Here is a 24,518-nt window from a genome sequence, read left to right as displayed (position 1 = left end):
AGGAGCATTGCGATGAGTATCAACGATAAACGCATTCGCGAATTTGCCTATCAGATCTGGGAATCGGAAGGAAAACCCGAGGGCCAGGACGCTCGCCACTGGGAGATGGCCCGTAAACTGGCTGAAGCCGAAGCCCTGGCACCGAGCAAATCGGCAAAAGCGGCTGGCAGCAAAACCGCCGGCACCAAGGCCCCTGCCAGCAAAGCCAATGGCAAGGCTGCCGAGCCAAAAGCCAAAGCCAAGCCCGCCGCGGCCTCCAAGGTCATCCCACCGGGCGAAAAAGCCAACGAGAAAAAGCCTCGATCAGCGCGTAAACCGCCCGCTGTCTGACGCCTCTCACCTTGTCCTGATTGACCTCGTGGCGAGTCTTCTCGCCACCGAGGGCTCGCTCGCCCTCAAAAAAAACCAGAGCCAAGAACTGTCCCCCCTTTGCAGGAGCACCTATGACCAGTCCGAAGAAAGCCGCGCCAGAACCTCAGGTCGAGGCCTCGCGAATCCGTGAAGGCTTGCCCTTCCCGCTGGGCGCGACCTGGGATGGCCTAGGCGTCAACTTTGCCTTGTTTTCCGCCAATGCCACCAAGGTCGAGCTGTGCATCTTCGATGATGCCGGCGAAGTCGAACTGGAACGCATCGAACTGCCGGAATACACCGACGAGATCTACCACGGCTACCTGCCCGACGCGCATCCGGGGATGATCTACGGCTACCGTGTCTACGGCGCGTACGACCCGGCGAACGGTCATCGCTTCAACCACAACAAACTGCTGATCGACCCCTACGCCAAACAATTGGTCGGCCAGTTGAAATGGTCCGAAGCGCTGTTCGGCTACACCATCGGCCACCCCGACGCCGACCTCAGTTTTGATGAACGTGACAGCGCCCCGTTCGTACCCAAGTGCAAGGTGATCGACCCGGCTCACACCTGGGGCCACGACCATCGGGTCAGCGTGCCTTGGGACAAGACCATCATTTATGAGACTCATGTGCGCGGTATCAGCATGCGTCACCCCTCCGTCCCTGAGAATCTGCGCGGTACCTTCGCCGGGTTGATGGTCGATGACGTGCTGGAACACATCCGCAAGCTCGGCGTGTCGACGGTGGAATTGCTGCCGATCCATGCCTTCGTCAACGACCAGCATCTATTGCACAAAGGCATGACCAATTACTGGGGCTACAACAGCATCGCGTTCTTCGCCCCCGACCCGCGTTACCTGGCCAGCGGCAAGATCGCCGAGTTCAAGGAGATGGTCGCGCACCTGCACGAAGCCAATCTTGAAGTGATCCTCGACGTGGTCTACAACCACACCGCCGAGGGCAACGAGCAAGGCCCGACCCTGTCCATGCGCGGCATCGACAACGCCTCCTACTACCGCTTGATGCCCGAAGACAAACGCTACTACATCAACGATTCCGGCACCGGCAACACCCTGGACCTGAGTCACCCGTGCGTGCTGCAAATGGTCACCGACTCCCTGCGCTACTGGGCTTCGGAAATGCACGTCGACGGTTTCCGCTTCGACCTGGCGACCATTCTCGGTCGTTACCACGATGGCTTCGACGAACGTCACAGCTTCCTTGTGGCCTGCCGTCAGGACCCGGTGCTGCGTCAGGTGAAGATGATTGCAGAAGCCTGGGATTGTGGCCCCGGCGGCTATCAGGTCGGTAACTTTCCGCCCGGCTGGGTCGAGTGGAATGACAAATTCCGCGACACCGTGCGTGCGTTCTGGAAAGGCGACGACGGCCAACTGGCGGACTTCGCCAGTCGCATGACCGCCTCCGGCGAGATGTTCAATCAGCGTGGCCGGCGGCCGTATGCCTCGGTGAACTTCGTCACCGCCCACGACGGTTTCACCCTTAACGACCTGGTGTCGTACAACGACAAACACAACGAAGCCAACGACGAGAACAATCAGGACGGCAGCAACAACAACCTGTCCTGGAACCACGGCGTCGAAGGCCCGACTGACGATCCCGAGATCAATGAGCTGCGTCAGCGGCAGATGCGCAATTTCTTCGCCACGCTGCTGCTGTCCCAAGGCACGCCGATGCTGGTGGCCGGCGACGAATTCGCCCGCACCCAGGAAGGCAACAACAACGCCTATTGCCAGGACAGCGAGATCGGTTGGGTCAATTGGGACCTGAGCGAAGACGGCAAGGCCCTGCTCAAGTTTGTTAAACGGCTGATCAAGTTGCGCCTGACCTACCCGATCCTGCGTCGCGGCCGGTTCCTGGTGGGCAATTACAACGAGGACATCGGCGTCAAGGACGTCACCTGGCTCGCGCCGGATGGCAGCGAAATGTCCATCGAACAATGGGAGGAAGGCCATGGCCGCTGCCTCGGCATGCTGCTCGATGGCCGCGCCCAGGAAACCGGTATCCGTCGCAAGGGTGGTGACGCGACCTTGTTGCTGGTGGTCAACGCGCATCACGACATCGTCAACTTCACCTTGCCGGAAGTGCCTGACGGCTATCACTGGACGTGCATGATCGACACCAATCAACCGTCGATTCGCGGGCAGGAACGCTTCGAGTTCGGACACGAATATTCCGTCACCGGTCGTTCGCTGCTGCTGTTCGAATTGCAGCATGAGGAAGAAGAGTGAAATGGACCTTCAGGGATAGCTCGGATAAAAAAACGTACCGGATGGAGCATCGAGGCGACGAATAGCGTGTCTTGAGCAATACTCTCCTCGCGGCAATCCAGGGTTTGGAGCGCCGCACATTGCTATCAACGAGAACAAGGACGTAGCCATGAAACCGGTCTCCATCAGTGAAAGCATCCCGCCAGTACAAATCTGGAACAGCGCCCCGCAACTGGACAACATTCCTGTCATCAGCACTCAGACCCTGGTCCCCGCCGGCGCACGCGCCGTGGTGATTGCCCCACACCCTGGCGATGAAGTCGTGACCTGCGGCGGCCTGCTGCAGCTGCTCAGCGCCTTGGGGCATCCCCTGCAATTGATCTCGATTACCGACGGCAGCGCCAGCCATCCGGGCTCGCAACAGTGGTCGGAGAAACGCTTGAGCGTGTTCCGCCCCCAGGAAAGCCTCGAAGCCTTGCGCCGGCTCGGGCTGCCGATGCACAGCCTGAAATGGATTCGTGGCGGCTTCACCGACAACGCCCTGGCCGAACGGGAATTTCAGTTGACGCAATTCATTGCCCGTTATTTACGTCCCGGGGATGTGGTGTTCAGCACCTGGCGCGAGGATGGCATTGTCGACCATGACGCCGTGGGTCGGGCCAGCGCCAAGGCCGCGGCCATGGTCGGGGCGGAGCTCAACGAAGTACCGGTCTGGGCGTGGCACTGGCCAACGCGTGATCGAGGGCTCATCCCATGGCATCGCGCGCGCAAGGTTCGCCTGGACACCTGGACCGTCGCGCGCAAAAGCCACGCCACCCACGCCTATGCCAGCCAGCTCGACGGCGAACCGGCCATCGGCCTCGCCCCACTGCTGCCCCCGGTGCTTCTGGAACGGATACGGTTGCCCTACGAAATTGTCTTCGTCTGACACAACTTTGTAGCAGCTGTCGAGCTTGCGAGGCTGCGTTCGGCTGCGAAGCAGTCGTGAGATCCGGCAACGCGGTGTGTCAGGCAAACTGCATGTTCTGGATGACGACTGCTACGCAGCCGAACGCAGCCTCGCAAGCTCGACAGCTGCTACAGTTTTCGGTGAACGGTTGTTACGACGAATCACTCTGAACTGCCCGCCGCTGAATCAGTCGCATACATAAGCAGTCCTGATTCAGAGGAGTGAACGTGACCAGTGATTCCAAGTGGCAGGCCGTCGGATCATCTCCATTGAACACGCCTCTGGCGATTCATCGACTGAGAGTGCTGACGGTCAACACCCACAAGGGTTTTACCGCACTCAACCGACGTTTCATTCTCCCGGAACTGCGTGAAGCGGTACGCAGTACGTCGGCGGACCTGGTGTTCCTGCAGGAAGTCGTCGGTGAACACGACCGCCATTCCACTCGCTACAACGATTGGCCGCAGACCTCACAATACGAGTTCCTGGCCGACAGCATGTGGAGCGACTTCGCCTACGGTCGTAACGCGGTCTACCCCAACGGTCACCACGGCAATGCCCTGTTATCGAAATACCCGATCCGCGAACACCGCAACCTCGACGTCTCGATCACCGGCCCGGAACGCCGCGGCCTGCTGCATTGCGTTCTGGATGTGCCGGGGCATACTGAAGTCCATGCGATCTGCGTTCACTTGAGTCTGCTGGAAAGCCATCGCCAGCTGCAGCTCCAGCTACTGTGCCTACTGCTCGAATCCTTGCCCGACGATGCGCCGGTGATTATAGCCGGCGACTTCAACGACTGGCAGCTGCAAGGTAACACCGCCCTCGCCCGACGCGACTATCTGCATGAAGCCTTCGAGCGTCACCACGGTCGCCCGGCGAAAACCTATCCGGCACGCTTTCCGCTGCTGCGCCTGGATCGGATTTATCTGCGCAATGCCAGCAGTCATGAGCCGCGAATACTGGGGCACAAGCCCTGGACGCATTTGTCGGATCACTTGCCGTTGGCGGTGGAAGTGCATCTTTGAAACGCCCAATAGCTCGGTTGAATACTGTGCCTGAGAAGGAAATCCGCTGCCCTACCTGTTACTTCTGACAGTAGCCACTTTCAAAATCTGTTGTTACGGTGCACATGCCCGTACCCGTTGCATGTACGGACATACAACCGTAGCAGCCAACTTTGCCGAAGGTTTTCCAGTTCGGGTACTTGTATTACCGATGTCGTCTCGCAATTCGCGCTGCCAAGGACGCCTGAAACTTTTTCACTCATGACGAGTGAAGGGATCGGGCGCCAATCGATGCGTGGAGACGAGCATGATATTTTCGACAGAACTGCCCAAGTACCGTTACTCAGCCTGCGCCGTTTCTCTCTGGCTTTGGATAGGCTGGTCCCAGACCGCCCACGCGGCCTGTACGCTCACACCTACCGCCGGCAACGACAACTACGTGTGCGACAGCGCCAGCAGTGGCCCGCTGACCGATTTGTCGGGCAACAACACACTGACCTTTCCCGCCAATGGCACCGGCACCATCAATGGTGACGTAACCTTCGGCGCGGGTGTCGACCGGGTGCTCATGGGTTCGGGCACCATCGCAGGCGTACTCGATCAGGGCGACGGCGCCAATATTCTGCAAATCGACAACGGGCAGATTACCGGCGAAGTCCACCAGCACAGCGGCATCGACACCTTCATCATGAATGGCGGGAGTATTCAGTCCCTGGCGCAGGGCGATGGTTTTGACCAATTCCTGATGACCGGCGGCACGATTGTCGGCGGCTTTGAAGACGGTGACTTTGCGCAGATAACGGGTGGCACGATCGGTCGCGTCGACATGAAACTCGACGACAACACCTTTGACATGTCCGGCGGGCAGATCCTCGGCAACCTGGTGACCGGTTTCGGCACCGATACCATCATCGTGTCCGCCGGGCGAATTGGCGGCAACGTCAGTGTCAGCGGCGGCAACGACAGCATCACGGTGACGGGTGGCGAGATCGTCGGCGAGGTCCGCGCCAGCGCCGGCAACGACACGTTGGTGTGGAACGGTGGCGGTATCATCCGCTCGGCCATCCTCATGGGCGTCGGCAACGACAGTGCCACCCTGGGAAATCTCGGCGAAAGCACCCTCGCCCTCACCCCGAGCATCGACGGTGGAAACGGCACAGACCTGCTGACCTTCGACCACACCACTTCAGCGGGCGCTGCCCGGTACATCAACTGGGAAACGGTCAACCTGAACAACAGTTCGCAGTTCGATCTGGCCGGCAACTTTGTATTGGGCGACAGTGCCAGCGGCACCGGTGTGTTCAATATCGATGGCAGCAGCACGCTGACGTCAACCCAGGGCAACATCACGCCATTCACCGCCGGCCAGCGTGCAACCTTGAACAACGCCGGGCGGATCGACCTCGGCAGCGGTAATACCCGCACCAATGACACCCTGACCGTGCAAGGCAATTACGCGGGCAACGGCGGCCAGTTGCTGTTGCAAAGCGTGGTGGGAGACGACAACTCCCCCAGCGACAAACTGGTGGTGAACGATGGGACATTGACCGGCAGCACATTGATCACGGTCACCAATCTGGGCGGAACCGGCGGGTTGACGCAGCAGAACGGCATTGAGTTGGTACAGGCTCAAGGCACTGCTGTCAGCACCCCCGATGCGTTTGCGCTCAAAGGTCCGCTATCTGCGGGTGCCTTCGATTACTACCTGTTCAAGGGTGGCGTTAGTGCAGGCAGCGAAAACAGTTGGTATTTGCGCTCTGCCGTTGTGGCCCCCGCGACCGTCACCCTCCCAAACCCGGATCCGGCCTTGCCACCAATTGTCGTCCCGGTTATCGCAACGCCGGTGGCTGCACTCGCTCCCGCCGGCAGTCCACCGCTACCGGTTTTACCGGCAGCCGTACCGGGCGCGTCACCGATTCCGCTGTACCGCCCCGAGGTCCCGACCTGGTCGGTACTGCCACCCGCTGCCGCGCAACTGACCCTGAATGCACTCGGCACTTTCCATGATCGCCAGGGCGATCAGCGCCTGCTCAACGAAACCGGGGCCTTTGGCGCTGGCTGGGGCCGGGTCTACGGCAAGCACGTCGATCAGACCTGGGCCGGCACCGTAACGCCAAGGCTCGACGGTTCGCTCAGCGGTTTCCAGGTGGGTAACGATGTGTACAGCTCACAGACTTCCAATGGACAGACCCAGCGCACTGGTTTTTTTGTCGGGCATACGCGTTTGCGGGGCGATGTCGACGGTTTCAACCAAGGCTTCGAAGACAAGCGCGCTGGCAAAGTGGAACTTGAAGGCGACAGTTATGGCGTGTACTGGACGTTGACCGATCCCAAGGGCTGGTACGTCGACACCGTCATCATGGGCACCCGGCTCGACGGTGACAGCCACTCCGAACGCGGCCTCGAACTGGACAACCGAGGCCACGCCTTGACTGTTTCGGCGGAAGCCGGCTATCCAATTCAAGTGACGGGTAACTGGGTTGTTGAACCCCAGGCGCAGGTCATCCATCAAAAAGTCTCGCTGGACAGCCAGGACGACGGCATTTCCCACGTCTCATTCGACTCCGACGGTGCCTGGACCGGTCGCCTCGGCGCTCGACTCAAAGGCCGCTACCAAGTCAGCGGACGACCACTGGAACCTTATGTACGAGCCAATCTGTGGCACACCCTTTCCGGTACCGACTCGGTAACCTTCGACGGCGCAGACCGGATCGATACCGAGCAAAAATCGTCATCGGCCGACCTCGGTGTCGGCGTGGTGCTTAGCCTCGCGAAAACCGTGAGCGTGTATGGCGCAGTCGCGTACACCAGCAATATCGACAGCAATCAACTGCGCGGAACGGCCGCAAATGTCGGTGTCAGGGTGAGTTGGTAGACCGGTAGCCCACTATCAAAAACGCTCTGGAACGCGGATTTCTTGACGATTTTTCGAACAAACAAGAACTTAGATGTGCGGCGTAAATCAGTCACTTGCGAGTCCTAAAATACACATACCATTTATCGGCCATTTTCTTGACGCGATGTCAAGGGTCTTCTTAGCTACACATTACTACCCCCGGAAATATCACCCGGGGCAACCCCCCAGACTCCCGCAAAATCGGGCGGCCAGAGGCTTGCCCCACTACATTCGGTCGCCCCTCATTCGGGGTAGGAGAGAGACGCCAGAGCGAGCTACGGCATGCGATTGCAAGGTAGACCTCCATGAAAACTTCATTCACCCAACAAGAGATCAAAGTTACTTTTTGCGCTGTCTCGAGTTCACTCCTTCTGTGCTCGTCCATGGATGTACAGGCAGGGCCTGCAGAAGATGAAACCACACCTTGGTACCGTCAGGACGTTCCGGTCATGACCTTGCCAGCCGTCACTTTCACCACCCCCTACCCCGGCCGCTTCAGCGCCGCCTCCGATACACGAACTTCGCGCCTGACCATCGAGGACGCTGCGCCTTCGGCCTGGGATCAGGTGTATGGGCAGGCTTCGCGACAGGCGCAAACCGATGTTCTGGCTCAGGGGTTTGCTATCCCTGGCAGTAGCGAATTCAAAGGTCCGGCGATCCTGACTCTGCAAAGCGGTAGCGGTCATACCCAGCGGGTCGGACTGGTTGGCGGCGTCACTCAGTTACAAGGCAACAGCAACGGGCTGCTGACCGGTCGCGCCCTTGCTGACCCCAGCCACGACACCCTCAACCTCGAAGGCCAGAGCCTCGGCGCCTACTGGAGCCTGACCGGGCCCCAAGGCTGGCACGTGGATTTGACGGCCAGCGGCGGCCGGGTCAACGGTTATACCCGCAATGACCAGGGCGCCCGACTGGCGACCGAGGGCAGCGCGGTGACGCTGTCGGTGGAAGGTGGTTTCCCCATTGGTCTGAGCGATAACTGGGTAGTTGAACCCCAGGCACAGTTGATCAATCAACGCATTACCCTGGACACCCCGTATGCCGGCTCCGGCAATGCCTCGTCCAGCGATCTGACGTCCTGGAGCGGCCGGGTCGGTGCACGGTTGAAAGGTAGTTACGACATCAACGGTCTGGGGGTCGAACCCTATGTGCGAACCAACGTGTGGCACACGGTGTACACCGGCAATACCGTGAACCTCGATCAGGTCGAGAAGATCAGCAGCAGCCGCTATTCATCGACCGTCGAAGTGGGTTTGGGGTTGGTGGCCAGAGTGACGCCCGCCGTGAGTTTTTACGTCAGCGCCGACTACAGCAGTGCGGTGGATGAAAATGATTTGAACGGGTTGATTGGGAGCTTGGGTGTGCGGATGCGGTGGTGAGCGTCACACTTGAAGAAATGCTTTTTTCAGGGCTGACGCCTTCGCGAGCAGGCTCGCTCCCACATTAGTTTTGTATACGACAAAAATCTAATGTGGGAGCGAGCCTGCTCGCGAATGGCGGCGACTCGGTTCTAGATCAACCCTCCGGACGCAGCATCAACACCGCCAGCGGCGGCAGGTTCAATACCAACGAGAGTGCCTGGCCATGGCTCGGCTCGTCTTCGGTAAACGCCCCGCCGCTGTTGCCATAGTTCGAACCGGCGTAAGTGGCAGCATCGCTGTTGATCACCTCGGTCCAACGCCCGGCAAACGGTACGCCGATGCGATACCCCTCACGTGGCACCGGCGTGAAGTTAGCCACCACCAACACCGGCCGCCCATCCCTGCTCCAGCGCATGAAGGCGTAGACGCTGTTGATTGCATCATCACCAATCAACCACTGGAAGCCTTGCGGCGCGTCGTCCTGATCATGCAGCGCCGGCTCTTCGCGATACAGCCGATTGAGATCGCCGACGAGTTTCTGCACACCTTTGTGTTCCGAGTACTGCAGCAAGTACCAGTCGAGTTGCTGATCGTGGTTCCACTCACGCCACTGACCAAACTCGCAGCCCATGAACAGCAGCTTCTTGCCCGGATGCGCCCACATGAAACTGAGGTAGGCGCGCAGGTTGGCGAATTTCTGCCAGCGGTCGCCGGGCATCTTGTCGATCAGCGAGTGCTTGCCGTGTACCACCTCGTCGTGGGAGATCGGCAGGATAAAGCGCTCGGACCAGGCATACACCAGGCCGAAACTCAGCTCGTTGTGGTGATGGGCGCGGTACACCGGGTCCTGCTGGATGTAATGCAGCGAATCGTGCATCCAGCCCATGTTCCACTTGTAGTCGAAGCCCAGTCCGCCCTGTTGCGTGCCCTGGCTTACACCCGGCCACGCGGTGGACTCTTCGGCAATCACCAGCGCGCCGGGGGCTTCAAGATCTACCACGTCATTGAGATGGCGCAGGAAGTCGATGGCTTCAAGGTTTTCCCGACCGCCGTGACGGTTTGGCACCCATTCGCCGGCCTTGCGCGAGTAATCGCGATACAGCATCGAAGCCACGGCATCGACCCGCAGACCGTCGACGTGGAAATGTTTCAGCCAGTGCAGCGCCGAGGCCAGCATGTAGCCGTGCACTTCGGTGCGGCCCAGGTTGTAGATCAGCGTGTCCCAATCCTGATGGAAGCCTTCCTGCGGGTTGCCGTATTCGTACAGCGCGGTGCCGTCGAACTGCGCCAGGCCGTGGGTATCGGTCGGAAAATGCGCTGGCACCCAGTCGAGGATCACGCCGATGTCGGCCTGGTGGCAGGCATTGATGAACGCGGCGAAATCATCCGGCGTACCGTAGCGGGCGCTCGGGGCGAATTGCGACAGCAGCTGATAGCCCCAGGAACCGCCGAACGGGTGTTCCATGATCGGCATCAGTTCGATGTGGGTGAAACCCAGTTCCTTCACGTAAGGAATCAGCCGCTCGGCCAACTCATGCCAGGTGTACTGGCGGGCGACCTCGCCCAGATCATCCAGCTCACATTGCCACGAACCAGCATGCAATTCGTAGATCGACAGCGGCGCACTCGGCCGATGACGGTCGCCCCGGGATTGCATCCACTCCTGATCCTGCCAATCGATGTTCAGCGGCGAAGCGACTTTTGACGCGGTGTCCGGCGGCAGCGAGGTGGCCAGCGCCATCGGGTCGGCCTTAAGCGGCAGAATGCCGTGGGTACCGAGGATTTCGTATTTGTACGTTTCCCCCGCTTGCATGCGCGGGACGAAAATTTCCCATACACCGGTCGGATGACGCAGGCGCATCGGGTGCCGGCGACCGTCCCAGTTGTTGAAATCACCCACCACCGACACCCTTTTGGCGTTCGGTGCCCACACGGCGAAACGCACGCCGTCGACACCGTCGACCGTTCTCAGCTGCGCGCCCAGGCAAGCGCTGAGATCGCGGTGATTGCCTTCGGCGAACAGGTACAAGTCCATCTCGCCGAGCAACGGGCCAAAGCTGTAAGGGTCTTCGGAGATTTGTTCGCCGCCGGCCCACCGGGTACGCAGCAGATACGGCTGCGCCCGATCGAAATGCCCGACGAACAGGCCCGGCGTCTGGGTGGCCTCAAGGTTGCCGAGTTCCTCCCCGGAGTCTTTGGCCAGTACCTGCACGCTCAAGGCGTCCGGCAAATAGGCCCGAATGAATTGCCCGCCGGCACCATCGCCGTGGGGGCCGAGTATTGCAAAGGGGTCGTGATGTTCGGCGCGTACCAGTGCGTCGATGTCCCGCGATCTGGGCAGCAACGCTTCTTTAGCGTGTCCCTGTTCCTTGTTCGAGAAACTCATGACTACTCTCCACCAAGATCGGAAAAGGGTTTAAGCCCACTCAATAACCCATACAAACCGTGCAACGGCACGGGCAACCATGTGGGGCGATTTTCTGCCTCGTAGGCCACTTCATACGCTGCCTTCTCCAGGCCGAATAACGCCAATGCGGCGTCCTCGCCTTCCGGATCTTGCCATGCATGAGCAAGACTAGCTGCCGCCAGCCGATAAGCGTCGACAAATGCTTGTCTTGCTTCATTTAAATAGCGATCGGCGACACGTTGACGAGCGGCTTGGACATCGGCCGTGTTGTCGACGTTGTGCACATTGATCGCCATCGCCGCAGCGTAGTCAAAGGAGCGCAATACGCCACTGACATCTTTGTACGGGCTGTGTTTGCCCCGTCGCTCATGCAGCGGTCGCGCCGGCTCGCCTTCGAAGTCGATCAGGTAGGCGTCGCCCTTGATCACCAGCACCTGGCCCAGGTGCAAGTCGCCGTGGACGCGAATGCGCAGACCACCAACGGCTTTTTTGCCCAGCTCCTGAACATGGCTGAGGATGGCTTTTTTGTTGTCCACTAAACGAGTGACCAAGGCTTTGTCTGCCGGGTTCAATTCGCTTTGATGCTGTTTGAGCAACTTCAGCGCGTACTCCAATTGCTCCGTCACGTCCTTGGCGCAGGCCAGGGCATCTTTCTGGGTGGTGACCTGCGGGGCGAAGTCCGGGTTGTCGCTGGGCGACGCCAGCAGCTGATGCATTTCACCCAGACGCTGACCGAGCATGCCGGCGAAGTCTCTCAGTTCGCCCAAGGCGTTGTAGTGTTGCTCCTGCTCGGACATGGCGTCGGCCAGCTCATCGCGCAGCGCCCGTTCGAGGTTGTTCTGGGTCCATTCCCAAGCGTCGCCCTGATTGCTCAAATAGCCCTGGGCAATCATCAGCAGATTGTCCTCGCCCGCCGGATCGCGGCGAACCACCGAACCCAGCAGCGGCGAGATATTGCGGAAACCGGCATGAGTCAGGAACGCGCTCATTTCCAGTTCCGGGTGCACGCCAGACGCGACCTTGCGGATCAGTTTCAGCACCAGGCTGTTGCCGATCACCACCGAACTGTTGGACTGTTCGGCGGACAGGTAACGCACTTCCGATTCACCGGTCAGACCGAGTTTCGCCAGTTCCCACGTCGGCTCAAAACAGATATCGCCCGCACTGGATGGCAATACGGCATTACTTTGCATGCCTTGCAATACCGCATGTACAAAGGTGTCGAGGCTGAAGGCGTCAGTGATCAAGCCGACCTGACGCACGCGCCGGACCCGAGACAAGGCCAGTTGCTGAGGCAACGCGGCACCGACCTGATCTTCGGAGATAAAACCGAACGGCAATTGATAGCGGCTGGTCTGGCCGCCGCTGGTGACGTCGATTTCACTCAACAGCACAGGGTGCAGCGGATCGCCGAAGCGCACGCCGTAAGCGATGTTGACCTGTTCGATGGCCGCGTCCTTGCCGGCAAACCAGCGGCGATTCTGTAGCCAGTTCGGCAGGATGCCCTGCTCCAGCGTGCCGCGGGACGGCGCTTCGAGCAGTTCTTCCATTTGTTTTTTCAGCACCAGCGTGGTGAAGTCCGGCAGGCTTTGCGCCGGTTCCACGTGCCAGCTCGGCATCTGGTTTTCCGCCGCCAGGCCGAACCAGTAGAAACCGTAAGGCGCCAGGGTCAGCAGGAAATTAAGCTGGCCGATCGGCGGGAAGGCGTTACCGCCCAGCATCTCGACCGGCACCATGCCGGCGTACGCGGACAGATCCAGTTCCGCCGCTTGCGCACTGCGCGACACGTTGGCCACACACAGAATGATTTCGTACTTGCCATCCGGCCCCGTGAATTCCCGGGTGTAAGCCAGAATCCGCCGGTTGCTCGGCGAAAGCATTTTCAGCGTGCCGCGACCGAAGGCCTTGGACTGCTTGCGCACGGCGAGCATGCGCCGGGTCCAGTTCAGCAGCGAATGCGGGTCGCCGGCTTGGGTTTCAACGTTGACCGACAAGTAGCCATATTGCGGGTCCATGATCGGCGGCAGCACCAGGCTCGCCGGGTCGGCGCGGGAGAAACCGCCGTTACGGTCAATCGACCATTGCATCGGTGTACGCACACCATCGCGGTCGCCGAGGTAGATGTTGTCACCCATGCCGATTTCGTCGCCGTAATACAGAGTCGGCGTGCCGGGCATCGACAGCAGCAAACTGTTGAGCAGTTCCACCCGGCGACGATCGCGCTCCATCAACGGCGCCAAGCGGCGGCGAATGCCCAGGTTGATCCGCGCCCGACGGTCGGCCGCGTAGTAATTCCACAGGTAATCGCGCTCCTTGTCGGTGACCATTTCCAGGGTCAGCTCATCGTGGTTGCGCAGGAAAATCGCCCACTGACAGTTGGCCGGGATCTCCGGGGTCTGACGCAGAATGTCGGTGATCGGGAAACGGTCCTCCTGGGCCAGCGCCATGTACATGCGCGGCATCAGCGGGAAGTGGAACGCCATGTGGCATTCGTCACCGTTCAGGCCTTTCTTGTCGGTGTCGCCAAAATACAGCTGGGTGTCTTCCGGCCACTGATTGGCCTCGGCCAGCAGCATGCGGTCCGGGTAATTGGCGTCGATTTCGGCACGGATCTGCTTGAGGACGTCGTGGGTCTCGGGCAGGTTTTCGTTGTTGGTGCCGTCGCGTTCGATCAGGTACGGAATCGCGTCCAGACGCAGACCGTCGATGCCCATGTCCAGCCAGTAGCGCATCACCGACAGCACGGCTTTCATGACTTGCGGGTTATCGAAGTTCAGGTCTGGCTGGTGGGAATAGAAACGGTGCCAGAAGTACTGGCCGGCCACCGGATCCCAGGTCCAGTTGGATTTTTCGGTGTCGAGAAAGATGATGCGAGTGCCGTCGTACTTTTGATCGTCATCGGACCAGACGTAAAAGTCCCGCGCCGCCGAACCTTTCTTGGCTTTGCGCGCGCGCTGGAACCAGGCGTGCTGGTCCGAGGTGTGGTTGATGACCAGTTCGGTAATCACCCGCAGGCCACGTTTATGGGCTTCCGAGATGAACCGCTTGGCGTCGGCCATGGTGCCGTAGTCGGAATGCACGCCACGGTATTCGGCGATGTCGTAGCCATCGTCGCGTCGTGGCGAGGGATAGAACGGCAACAGCCAGATGGTGTTGACGCCCAGATCGGCAATGTAATCGAGTTTGGCGATAAGACCGGGAAAGTCGCCGATCCCGTCGTTGTTGGAGTCGAAAAAAGACTTAACGTGTACCTGGTAGATCACCGCATCCTTGTACCAGAGCGGGTCCTTGATAAAGGTGGCAGCCTTGGGTTTCTTCGCCATTTGAAACTCCTGTTGAAAACTGGAAAGCGCCTCGGCCCAGATCGTTCCCACGCTCTGCGTGGGAATGCCTTCACGGACGCTCCGCGTTCGGCTCTGGATGGGACGCGGAGCGTCCCGGGCTGCATTCCCACGCAGAGCGTGGGAACGATCAGTGCTAAACGGTGATCCGCCAGATCCCGAACGGTTGATTCGCCGGGTCTATCCGCATGAATTGGTACTTGCCGTGCCAGGTCCAGCGATGACCGCTCATCAAGTCTTCGCCCTGGGTGCTGGCGTCGTCGGGCAAGCCCATTTCCCACAGCGGCAATTCGAAATTCGCTTCCTGGACGTTCTGCGGATCAAGGCTGACGGCCACCAGAATGAAATTGCTGCCATCGGCGCTGCGTTTGCCGAAATACAAAATGTTGTCGTTCCAGGCGTTGTAGACCTTCAAGCCCAGGTGCGTCTGCAGCGCCGGGTTCTGCCGGCGGATGCGGTTGAGCTGGGCAATCTCGGCAATGATGTTGCCCGGTGCGTTGAAGTCCCGTGGGCGGATCTCGTACTTCTCGGAATTGAGGTATTCCTCCTTGCCTGGCACCGGTGCCGCTTCACACAGTTCGAAACCTGAATACATGCCCCACAGACCGGAGCCCATGGTCGCCAGCGCGGCGCGGATCAGAAAACCGGCGCGCCCCGACTCATGCAAAAACGCCGGGTTGATGTCGGGTGTGTTGACGAAGAAGTTCGGCCGGAAGCATTCGCGCCACGGTGACTCATTGAGTTCAGTGAAATAGGTGGCCAGCTCGGACTTGTTGTTACGCCAGGTGAAGTAGGTGTAGCTCTGGGAGTAACCGACCTTGCCCAACCGCGCCATCATTGCCGGGGTGGTGAAGGCTTCGGCCAGGAAGATCACCTCGGGGTACAGCGCCCGCACATCAGCGATCAACCATTGCCAGAACGGCAGCGGTTTGGTGTGAGGGTTGTCGACGCGGAAGAGCTTCACGCCCTCCTCGACCCAACCCACCACAATGTCGCGCAACTCGACCCACAGACTCGGAATCGCATCGGTGGCATAGAAATCGACATTGACGATGTCCTGATATTTCTTCGGCGGGTTCTCGGCGTATTTGATCGTGCCGTCGGGACGCCAGTTGAACCAGCCCGGATGCTGCGTCAGCCACGGATGATCCTGGGAACACTGAATCGCGAAGTCGAGGGCGATTTCCAGCCCATGGTCTGCGGCGGCCGCGACAAGACGCCGGAAGTCTTCGCGCGTGCCCAGCTCCGAATGAATGGCTTCATGCCCGCCCTCTTCGCTGCCAATGGCATACGGACTGCCCGGATCGTCCGGCCCGGCGGTCAGGGAATTGTTCGGACCTTTGCGGTAACTGCGGCCGATCGGGTGGATCGGCGGGAAGTACAGCACATCGAAGCCCATGTCCTGGATCATCGGCAGCCGCGAATGCACATCGTTGAAGGTGCCATGACGGGCCGGATCGTCAGTGATCGAGCGCGGAAACAATTCATACCAACTGGCGAACTGCGCCAGGTCCCGTTCGACGTCGAGCGGGTACTCAGGGCTGATGCTCAAATAGGCACGATGATCGGCCTGCGTCATCAACTCGGCGCTACTTGGGTGCAGAAACATCTCGACCTGCTCGGTTTCGAGCAGCCCCGACAAGTCATGGTGCAGCGCCGCCAGTTGTTCACTCAGCTGCCCTTCGGTGCGTTCGGCGGCTTGCTGGACCAGCGTTCGCCCCTCCTGCAACTCCAGGCTGATTGGCACCCTGGCGGCGTGTTTTTTCTCCAGCTCATAACAGAAGCTGGCGAACTGATCGATCCAGGCTTCGATGCAAAACACATAACGGCCCTGGCGCGCGACCCGGAACTGGCCCTGCCAGCCGTTATTGCCCAGGTCGGTCATGACTTCGCTTTGCCAGGTTTCCTCGTCCTCGGCGTGCCAGCGCACTCGCACGGCCAACTTGTCGTGACCGTCGGCAAACACTTTGCTGGTCACCACCACGTCCTGACCGACCACGGCTTTGACGGCGAACTGCCCGCCATCGAGGGTCGGCATGGTGTTTTCGATGGCGATGCGCGGTAGCAGTAAAGCCTGCGACAGCGGCATATGAGGGTTGTAGTTCAGCTCTGTCGGTTTTTCAGCAGTCATCGAGCATCTCTCCTTTACGCCCCATGGACGCTCTTGTGTCTGTGGCTTGTAGCAGGATAGCCATCCCGCAGGATCGTCCGCCCCGGAATGAACTCACTTAGGTTCCGAGCGACAGGCACCGGTAAAGTTCACGAGGATTTGCCTGGGCCTTCGGCGGAATCAATTCCTTTACACAGTGGTCAACACACTTAAGCACGACTTACGCCATGTGCCACTGGAGGCTAAATTCATGAGCATTCCGATCCCTGCCGAAACGCCTGATCCAAACATCGACAGCCCGACCATTCCGCCGACCGAGCCTGCGCCGGTGCCTGAGCAAGACCCGCCCGGTACCACACCGCCACCTCGGGAAGAACCGCCGAGCACCATGCCGCCGGTGGTTGTCACACCCGAATGATCGTTCCCACGCTCCGCGTGGGAATGCAGCCCGGGACGCTCCGCGTCCCATCGAGAGCCGAACGCAGAGCGTCCGATGAGGCATTCCCACGCAGAGCGTGGGAACGATCAGGTCAGGGATTTTGATCCTTGTCCTTGTCGATCATCCGCACAACGACGGGCATCACACTGAGAATCGCCAACGCCAACAACGTGCTGAGCACCGCCGTCGCCTCTCGCCCCAACCCGGCCGAGACGCCGATGGCGGCGGTCATCCACAACCCGGCGGCGGTGGTCAGGCCTTTGACGTGCCCCTCGTCGCCCTCGTTGTTTTTCAGAATAGTCCCTGCGCCAAGAAAGCCGATCCCCGCGATCACACCTTGCACCACCCGGCTCATGGCATCGGCCTGCGAGCCGGACATTTGCGGTACCAGCACAAACAGCGCGGCACCGAGCGCCACCAGCATGTGGGTGCGGACCCCGGCGGCCTTGCCCTTGTGCTCGCGTTCGAAGCCGAGAATCCCGCCCAGCACCGCTGCCATCAGCAAGCGCACGGTAATGCGCGTCAGTTGTGAAGCGTCGCCAACATCGGCGAACTCCGCTTGCAGGGTCACCCAAACCTCATGCCACCAGGCGCTCATGGTGTTGTCCTTGTGATGACTGAATGGAAAGTTGCTCTATTGGGGATGGACCGCGTCGACCATTAATCAGTTGCACAGAACGATGATCCTCGGCTGTGCCCTAACACCTTATAACCCGCAGAAAAAAGGACGCCTCCATGACTGTGCGCATCGAAAACCAGACCTGCTTCTTCATTACCGAGAACGGCGAAGAAATTCGTTTGTGTCCCGACGTCACCATCATTACCGACTCGGAAAAAGCCATGTCGGCGGTGGAGCTCGACGGCCAGCGCTTCTACATTACCGAAGCAGAAGCCGACGCATTGACCGTAGCAGGCGCAGTCGACGGTCGTAAGCATTTGAAGGCCACCGACAGTGATTCGGTGATTTGACTGACCCGGATCAATAACACCCGCAGACGCTTGATATAGGTGTCTGCGTCCCGCTGTAGCGGGTGCATCAACTGTCGCAGGCAGCGGATCAATGTCCATCTGATCCGCTTTTTATTGCAATAGGTGAATCTGTTATGCAAACAGATCACCGCTCATAGTGCTCAGGCCTGATGGAGGCTGATGAGCGAAAGACCATGAGCGATAGAATCCCCGTCCGAATTGTTGAAAGTGCCCCGCTAGTACAAAGCTACGAGCCTTCGCGTCCAAAGATGAAGGCCAAGTCCAGCGACAACCTGATCCACACCCGCAGCTTCACCGGTTTATTCCGTACCCTGCGCATGAGCGGCGCGGGGTTTCTGTTCCTGCTGTTCTTCGGCACGGTGTGGTTGAACTGGGGCGGCCGCCAGGCTGTGCTCTGGGACCTTTCCGAAAGCAAATTCCACATCTTCGGCGCGACCTTCTGGCCGCAGGATTTCATCCTGTTGTCGGCGCTGCTGATCATTGCCGCGTTCGGCCTGTTTGCGATCACCGTGTTCGCCGGGCGAGTCTGGTGCGGTTACACCTGCCCGCAGAGCTCCTGGACCTGGATCTTCATGTGGTGCGAGAAGATCACCGAAGGCGAACGCAACCAGCGGATCAAGCTGCAAGCCGCGCCCTGGAGCCTGAACAAACTGATCCGCCGCTCGGCCAAGCACACCTTGTGGCTGGCTATCAGCCTGTTGACCGGCCTGACCTTTGTCGGCTATTTCACCCCGATCCGTCCTCTGGCCGAAGAACTGCTGACCTTGCAGATGGGCGGCGTCAGCCTGTTCTGGGTGCTGTTCTTTACCGGCGCGACTTACATCAACGCCGGTTGGCTGCGTGAAGCGGTGTGCATGCACATGTGCCCGTATGCGCGGTTCCAGAGCGTGATGTTCGACAAAGACACCCTGACCATCTCCTACGACGTGGCCCGTGGCGAAAACCGCGGCCCGCGCAAACGTGACGTGGCACCGGCTGAAGTCGGCCTCGGTGATTGCATCGACTGCCAGTTGTGCGTGCAGGTCTGCCCGACCGGCATCGACATCCGCGACGGCTTGCAGATGGAATGCATCGGCTGCGCCGCGTGCATCGACGCCTGTGATTCGATCATGGACAAAATGGGCTACGCCCGCGGGCTCATCAGCTACACCTCGGAGCATCAATTGCAGGGTGGCAAGACTCATTTGTTGCGGCCGCGTTTGATAGGCTACACCGCGGTCCTGCTGGTGATGATCGGTGCGCTTGCCCTGGCGCTGGTGGAGCGGCCGATGGTCTCGCTGGACGTGAGCAAGGACCGTGGCCTGTTCCGCGAGAACAGTCAGGGGCAGATCGAAAACATCTACAGCCTGAAAGTCATCAACAAGACCCAGCAACGTCAGGATTACCGCCTGACCCTGGTCGACGGCGACGGCTTCCAGTTGCAAGGCAAGACCGAACTGAGCCTGGCACCGGGCGAGATTGTGGATGTGCCGGTGTCGGTGGCAATGACCACGGAACGGCCGAGCAGCAGTTCGCAGACGATCAGCTTCAAGATTGTCGACAGCGATGAGCCAGAGATTTATAGCGTGGCGAAGAGCCGGTTTGTTGCGCCGATGAATCGTTGAGCCTTTAAGATGCAAAGCCAAAGATCGCAGCCTTCGGCAGCTCCTACAGGTGTACGCCGATCCATTGTAGGAGCTGCCGAAGGCTGCGATCTTGGCGACCTGACTGCCACCCATTTTTTCAATGAATGACACCCATCCAGGCCCTCGATGAAACGCTACGAAAAATTCGCCGACGACATCGCTGAACTGATCCGCTCCGGTGTTCTCGGCCCCGGCCAGCGTGTGCCATCGGTGCGTTACGCCAGCCAGACTTATGGGGTCAGCCCGTCCACGGTGTTCCAGGCCTACTACCTGCTCGAACGCCGCGGCCTGATCCGCGCTCGCCCGCGTTCCGGCTACTTCGTCAACGCGCACGCGCCGAGCCCGTTCTCGGAGCCGGTGATCAGCAGTCAGGTCAACGAGTCCACCGAAGTCGACGTCAGCGAACTGGTGTTCTCGGTTCTCGACTCGATCAAGGACCCGAACACCGTGCCCTTCGGCTCGGCCTTCCCCAGCCCGACCCTGTTCCCGCTGCAGCGCCTGTCCCGCTCCCTGGCCAGCGCCGCCCGCGAGATGGACCCGCGCATGGTCGTCACCGACATGTCGCCGGGCAACCCGCAACTGCGTCGACAAGTCGCCCTGCGCTACATGGTCGGCGGGCTGATGCTGCCCATGGAAGAACTGCTGATCACCAATGGTGCGCTGGAAGCGCTGAACCTGTGCCTGCAAGCGGTCACCGAGCCCGGCGATCTGGTGGCCATCGAAGCCCCGGCGTTCTACGCCTGCCTGCAAATCCTGGAGCGGCTGAAGCTCAAAGCTGTGGAAATCCCTGTGCATCCGCGCGATGGCATCGACCTTGGCGTACTCGCGCAAACCCTGGCACGGCACCCGATCAAGGCTGTCTGGTGCATGACCAGTTTCCAGAACCCGATGGGCGCGACGATGCCCGAGGCGAAGAAACAGGAACTGGTTGAGCTATTGCGCAGCCATCAGGTGCCTTTGATCGAGGACGATGTCTACGCCGAACTCTATTACGGCCAACAGGCGCCGAAACCGGCCAAGTCTTTTGATACCGAAGGGCTGGTGATGCACTGCGGTTCGTTCGCCAAAAGCCTGGCCCCCGGCTACCGCATCGGTTGGGTCGCCGCCGGGCGCTATGCGCAGAAGATCGAACGGCTGAAACTCATGACGTCGCTGTGCGCGTCGATGCCGGCCCAGGCAGCCATTGCCGATTACCTGCAACACGGCGGCTACGACCGGCACCTGCGAAAACTGCGCTATGCCCTGGAAGAACAGCAAAGCGCCATGCTCGCCGCTATCGCGCGCTACTTCCCGGCGCAAACCCGCGTCAGCCAACCCGCCGGCGGCTACTTCCTGTGGCTGGAGCTGCCACCGCAGATGGATTCTCTGAAGTTGTTTCAGATGGCGTTGGCGCAAGGGATCAGCATTGCGCCCGGGCCGATTTTTTCACCGACCCAGCGCTTCAGGAATTGTATCCGGCTGAATTACGGCAGCCCTTGGGATGAGACTGCCGAGAAGGCGATGGAGACGCTGGGGCGGATTGTGCGGTCGTTCTAACCACACCTACCTGATCGTTCCCACGCTCTGCGTGGGAATGCAGCTCGGGACGCTCCGCGTCCCTTTCGAGAGCTGGAACGCAGAGCGTCCCTTGAGGCATTCCCACGCAGAGCGTGGGAACGATCAGTGTTAACGCCCGCCGCCGAGGTCAACGAATGTCCCGGTCGCATAAGACGCCTTGTCCGACAGCAACCACACAATCGCCTCAGCCACTTCTTCCGGACGCCCGCCCCGAGCCATCGGAATCGCCGACTCCAGCTTGCTGACCCGATCCGGGTCGCCGCTCAATGCATGGAAATCGGTGTAGATGTAACCAGGGCGCACCGCGTTGACGCGGATGCCTTCGCCGGCTACTTCTTTGGACAGGCCGATGGTGAACGTATCCAGCGCACCTTTGGAGGCGGCGTAGTCGACGTATTCACTTGGCGCACCCAGGCGTGAGGCCACCGAGGACACGTTAACGATGCTGCCACCCTGCCCGCCATGTTTGGGCGACATGCGCAGGATCGCGTGTTTGGCGCAGAGGATCGGCGCCAGGACGTTGGTTCTGAGGATTTTGAGAATGCGGAATTCGGACATTTCATCGATCCGGGACTTGTGCCCGACCGTGCCGGCGTTGTTCACCAGCGCCGTGACCCGGCCCAGCTCAGTGTCCACGCGGTGGAACAGCGCGATCACTTCATCTTCGATGCTGACGTCAGCGCGCACCGCGATGGCTTGGGCGCCGAGGGCGCGGACTTGTTCCAGCACAGTTTGCGCAGCGGATTCGTCGGCCAGGTAGTTGATGCAGATCCGAAAGCCTTGTTCGGCGGCCAACAGGGCTGTGGCGGCGCCGATACCGCGGCTGCCGCCAGTGATGACGATGACTTTGTCCATGTGAGCTTTCCCCCTTTCCAAGCGTTAGCAGTCGGGGGCAAGAATAACCGTCATCGCTGGCTTTTGCATGGGTTCACATCAATCACAGTGTTCTCAACTCACCGCCAATTGCTCTGCACGCAGAATATCCACCATGAAGCGTTCGGCCGGCAGCGGGTGCCCGAGCAGATAGCCCTGCAGCGAATCACAACCGAGTTGCGTCAGGAAGTCTTGCTGCGAGTCGGTCTCCACCCCTTCGGCGACGATCCGCAACCCCAGCGCCTGACCGAGGGCGACGATGGCAGAAACGATGGCGGCGTCATCGCTGTCACGTTCCAGATCGCGGACAAACCCCCGGTCGATCTTCAGTTCGTTGGCCGGCAAGCGCTTGAGGTACATCAAGCTCGAATAGCCGGTGCCAAAGTCATCGATCGACAGGTCGACACCCATTGTCGACAGCTCCTGAAGCACCGTCATGCTCGCATCGGCATCGCTCATGGCGGTGGTTTCCGTGATCTCGAGGGTCAGGCTGTTGGCCGGCAAATGGTGAGTGGCCAAGGCTTTGGCGACACTCTGGACCAGGCCCGCGTGACAGAACTGCAAGGCAGAAAGGTTCACCGCGATGCGCCAGTCGGTGTACCCGAGCACGTACCACTCGCGCATCTGACGGCAGGCTTCGTTGAGCACCCACTCGCCAATAGGAATGATCAGCCCGGTCTTTTCCGCCAGTTCGATGAACTTGTCCGGCAGCAGCATGCCCTGGGTCGGATGCACCCAGCGCAACAACGCCTCCGCACCGACCGGTCGGCCATTGTTGGCATCGAACTTGGGTTGGTAATAGAGACTGAATTGCTGCTGATCAATGGCGATACGCAAGTCCTGCAATAACTGCAGCTGTTTGCGCGCGTTGCTGTTCATCGAGGCATCGAAGAAGCTGTAGCCGTTTTTCCCGGTGCCCTTGGCGTGGTACATCGCCGCGTCGGCGTTCATCAGCAACTCTTCGGCGGTTTCACCGTTGCCCGGGTATATAGCGATGCCGACGCTGGCGGAAATCTGCAAGTCATGTTCGCCGACCCGGAACGAACGCCCGATCAGCCCGACCTGACGGGCCGCCAGGTTCAATGCGTCATCCTGCTCGACGAGTTGCACCAGCAATACGAATTCATCACCGCCGATCCGCGCCAGGGTGTCATGGCTGCGCAAATCCTCGCGCAGGCGCAAGCCGACCTCACGCAACAACAGATCGCCCATATGGTGCCCAAAGGCATCGTTGACTGGCTTGAAACCGTCCAGATCGATGAACATCAACGCGAAACAACCGCCCTGCTCGCGCACCATGGACATTGCCTGATCGATGCGGTCAGCCAGCAACACGCGATTCGGCAGGCCCGTCAGGGTGTCATGCAGGGCCAGTTGCGTCAGTTCGCGGTTGGCCTCGGTCAATGAATGAGCAAGGCCTGCGGTGCGGGCCTCAAGGCGCGCATCGAGGATCGAGGTCAACAAGGCAAGGCTCAACACTGCCAGGGTGGTGATCAGCACCAGATTGTCCAGGCCCTTGCCGTTCAAGCCGCTGACGGCCGCGCCACAGAAGCTGCCATCCGGGAAACGCGCCGCTGCCATGCCGGTATAGTGCATACCGACGATCGCGAACCCCATGATCACCGCCGCACCGCCCCGGATCAGGCCGACATAAGGTGTGTGCTGGCGCAGGCGGAAAGCGATCCATAACGCGGCGCCCGAGGCGACTACGGCGATCAGCAGCGAGGTGCCGAACAGCGTCGGATCGTAATCGATACCCGGCTGCATGCGCATCGCGGCCATGCCGGTGTAGTGCATCGCACTGATCCCGGAACCCATGACCAGCGCGCCGAATGCCAATTGCCAGGCTGGCAATTGTGGCTGGCTGACCAGCCACAGGGCAAAGCCGCAGGACAGGATGCCAATCACCAGAGACAGCAACGTGATGCCGACGTCGTAACCGAGGTCGATGGGCAATTTGAACGCGAGCATGCCGATGAAATGCATCGACCACACGCCAACCCCCATGGCAAAGGCACCGCCAGCCGTCCATAGATGCACGGCCCGACCCTTGGCCGTAGCGATGCGTTCGGTCAGGTCGAGCGCGGTATAGGAGGCGAGGATCGCCACAAAAAGCGAGATGATAACCAGCGTAGGGGAATAGCTACCGATAAGCATGAGACTACTCGCGACAGCCCTCCGTTCTCGGGGGGCAAATCGGGCGATTGTACTGATTGCGCAAAAGAACGCACTGACAAAATTAGCAAAGGGCCATCAAGCCGATGAAACGTTTGTTTTAAGGTTTCACATTAAGTGTCGCCCCTATGATCGTTCCCACGCTCCGCGTGGGAATGCCTCTAGGGACGCTCCGCGTTCCAACTCTCGAAAGGGACGCGGAGCGT

At 60.0% G+C, this 24,518-nt stretch carries 16 protein-coding genes; 10 read left to right on the top strand and 6 right to left on the bottom strand.

What is annotated here, in order from left to right; all coding sequences use genetic code 11:
- Positions 1 to 12 precede the first annotated feature (12 nt).
- The 6 genes from ACMXYI_RS20830 to ACMXYI_RS20805 all read left to right on the top strand — a co-directional run bounded on the left by ACMXYI_RS20830 (position 13) and on the right by ACMXYI_RS20805 (position 8,813).
- The gene (locus ACMXYI_RS20830; protein WP_415768854.1) at positions 13 to 330 is read left to right on the top strand and encodes a DUF2934 domain-containing protein; all 318 of its coding nucleotides are present in this window, start codon (positions 13 to 15) and stop codon (positions 328 to 330) included.
- Positions 331 to 443: 113 nt separating this feature from the next.
- A complete protein-coding gene (gene glgX / locus ACMXYI_RS20825) occupies positions 444 to 2,603 on the top strand; it encodes a glycogen debranching protein GlgX (RefSeq protein ID WP_415768853.1) in 2,160 nt (719 codons plus the stop codon).
- 148 nt (positions 2,604 to 2,751) lie between these two features.
- Positions 2,752 to 3,510, top strand: coding sequence for a PIG-L deacetylase family protein (locus ACMXYI_RS20820; protein WP_415768852.1), 759 nt, complete (start codon positions 2,752 to 2,754; stop codon positions 3,508 to 3,510).
- 248 nt (positions 3,511 to 3,758) lie between these two features.
- Positions 3,759 to 4,559 carry an endonuclease/exonuclease/phosphatase family protein gene (locus ACMXYI_RS20815; protein WP_415768851.1) on the top strand — a complete coding sequence of 267 codons (801 nt, stop codon included), beginning with the start codon at positions 3,759 to 3,761 and terminating at the stop codon, positions 4,557 to 4,559.
- Between the two features lie 286 nt (positions 4,560 to 4,845).
- On the top strand, positions 4,846 to 7,413 hold the full coding sequence (locus ACMXYI_RS20810) for an autotransporter outer membrane beta-barrel domain-containing protein (protein ID WP_415768850.1): 2,568 nt from the start codon (positions 4,846 to 4,848) through the stop codon (positions 7,411 to 7,413).
- 326 nt (positions 7,414 to 7,739) lie between these two features.
- Positions 7,740 to 8,813: an autotransporter domain-containing protein gene (locus ACMXYI_RS20805; RefSeq protein WP_415768849.1), complete on the top strand. Its 1,074-nt coding sequence runs from the start codon at positions 7,740 to 7,742 to the stop codon at positions 8,811 to 8,813.
- 136 nt (positions 8,814 to 8,949) lie between these two features.
- On the opposite strand, the gene glgB is transcribed toward ACMXYI_RS20805, so the two are convergent.
- The 3 genes from glgB to ACMXYI_RS20790 form a co-directional block, all read right to left on the bottom strand.
- Positions 8,950 to 11,181: a 1,4-alpha-glucan branching protein GlgB gene (gene glgB / locus ACMXYI_RS20800; protein WP_415768848.1), complete on the bottom strand. Its 2,232-nt coding sequence runs from the start codon at positions 11,179 to 11,181 to the stop codon at positions 8,950 to 8,952.
- Between the two features lie 2 nt (positions 11,182 to 11,183).
- Positions 11,184 to 14,525, bottom strand: a complete 3,342-nt coding sequence (gene treS / locus ACMXYI_RS20795; protein WP_415768847.1) for a maltose alpha-D-glucosyltransferase — start codon at positions 14,523 to 14,525, stop codon at positions 11,184 to 11,186.
- Positions 14,526 to 14,679: 154 nt separating this feature from the next.
- On the bottom strand, positions 14,680 to 16,674 hold the full coding sequence (locus tag ACMXYI_RS20790) for an alpha-1,4-glucan--maltose-1-phosphate maltosyltransferase (RefSeq protein WP_415768846.1): 1,995 nt from the start codon (positions 16,672 to 16,674) through the stop codon (positions 14,680 to 14,682).
- Between the two features lie 229 nt (positions 16,675 to 16,903).
- On the opposite strand from ACMXYI_RS20790, the gene ACMXYI_RS20785 reads away from it, so the two are divergent.
- The gene (locus ACMXYI_RS20785) at positions 16,904 to 17,071 is read left to right on the top strand and encodes a hypothetical protein (RefSeq protein ID WP_415768845.1); all 168 of its coding nucleotides are present in this window, start codon (positions 16,904 to 16,906) and stop codon (positions 17,069 to 17,071) included.
- Positions 17,072 to 17,183: 112 nt separating this feature from the next.
- On the opposite strand, the gene ACMXYI_RS20780 is transcribed toward ACMXYI_RS20785, so the two are convergent.
- Positions 17,184 to 17,690: an MgtC/SapB family protein gene (locus ACMXYI_RS20780; protein WP_415768844.1), complete on the bottom strand. Its 507-nt coding sequence runs from the start codon at positions 17,688 to 17,690 to the stop codon at positions 17,184 to 17,186.
- A gap of 137 nt (positions 17,691 to 17,827) precedes the next feature.
- Between ACMXYI_RS20780 and ACMXYI_RS20775 the strand changes: the two genes are divergently transcribed.
- From ACMXYI_RS20775 to mapR, 3 genes are all read left to right on the top strand, one after another.
- Complete coding sequence (locus tag ACMXYI_RS20775) at positions 17,828 to 18,061, top strand: DUF3203 family protein (RefSeq protein ID WP_149627920.1); 234 nt, start codon at positions 17,828 to 17,830, stop codon at positions 18,059 to 18,061.
- Positions 18,062 to 18,255: 194 nt separating this feature from the next.
- Positions 18,256 to 19,686, top strand: a complete 1,431-nt coding sequence (gene ccoG, locus ACMXYI_RS20770) for a cytochrome c oxidase accessory protein CcoG (RefSeq protein WP_415768843.1) — start codon at positions 18,256 to 18,258, stop codon at positions 19,684 to 19,686.
- Between the two features lie 147 nt (positions 19,687 to 19,833).
- Positions 19,834 to 21,243 (top strand): GntR family transcriptional regulator MpaR, encoded by a 1,410-nt coding sequence (mapR, locus tag ACMXYI_RS20765; protein WP_415768842.1) that lies wholly within the window; start codon positions 19,834 to 19,836, stop codon positions 21,241 to 21,243.
- Between the two features lie 129 nt (positions 21,244 to 21,372).
- Here the strand turns inward: mapR and ACMXYI_RS20760 are convergent, their stop codons facing one another.
- Together ACMXYI_RS20760 and ACMXYI_RS20755 are read right to left on the bottom strand one after the other, a co-directional pair.
- Positions 21,373 to 22,119, bottom strand: coding sequence for an SDR family oxidoreductase (locus ACMXYI_RS20760; protein ID WP_415768841.1), 747 nt, complete (start codon positions 22,117 to 22,119; stop codon positions 21,373 to 21,375).
- A 93-nt stretch (positions 22,120 to 22,212) separates the two neighbouring features.
- Positions 22,213 to 24,294 carry a putative bifunctional diguanylate cyclase/phosphodiesterase gene (locus tag ACMXYI_RS20755; protein ID WP_415768840.1) on the bottom strand — a complete coding sequence of 694 codons (2,082 nt, stop codon included), beginning with the start codon at positions 24,292 to 24,294 and terminating at the stop codon, positions 22,213 to 22,215.
- Positions 24,295 to 24,518: the final 224 nt, after the last annotated feature.

The organism is Pseudomonas lyxosi, assembly GCF_047758685.1.
GTDB classification, from domain to species: domain Bacteria; phylum Pseudomonadota; class Gammaproteobacteria; order Pseudomonadales; family Pseudomonadaceae; genus Aquipseudomonas; species Aquipseudomonas lyxosi.
The sequence above is the reverse complement of the archived record's forward strand: the minus strand, read 5'-3'. Positions and strand labels throughout refer to the sequence as shown.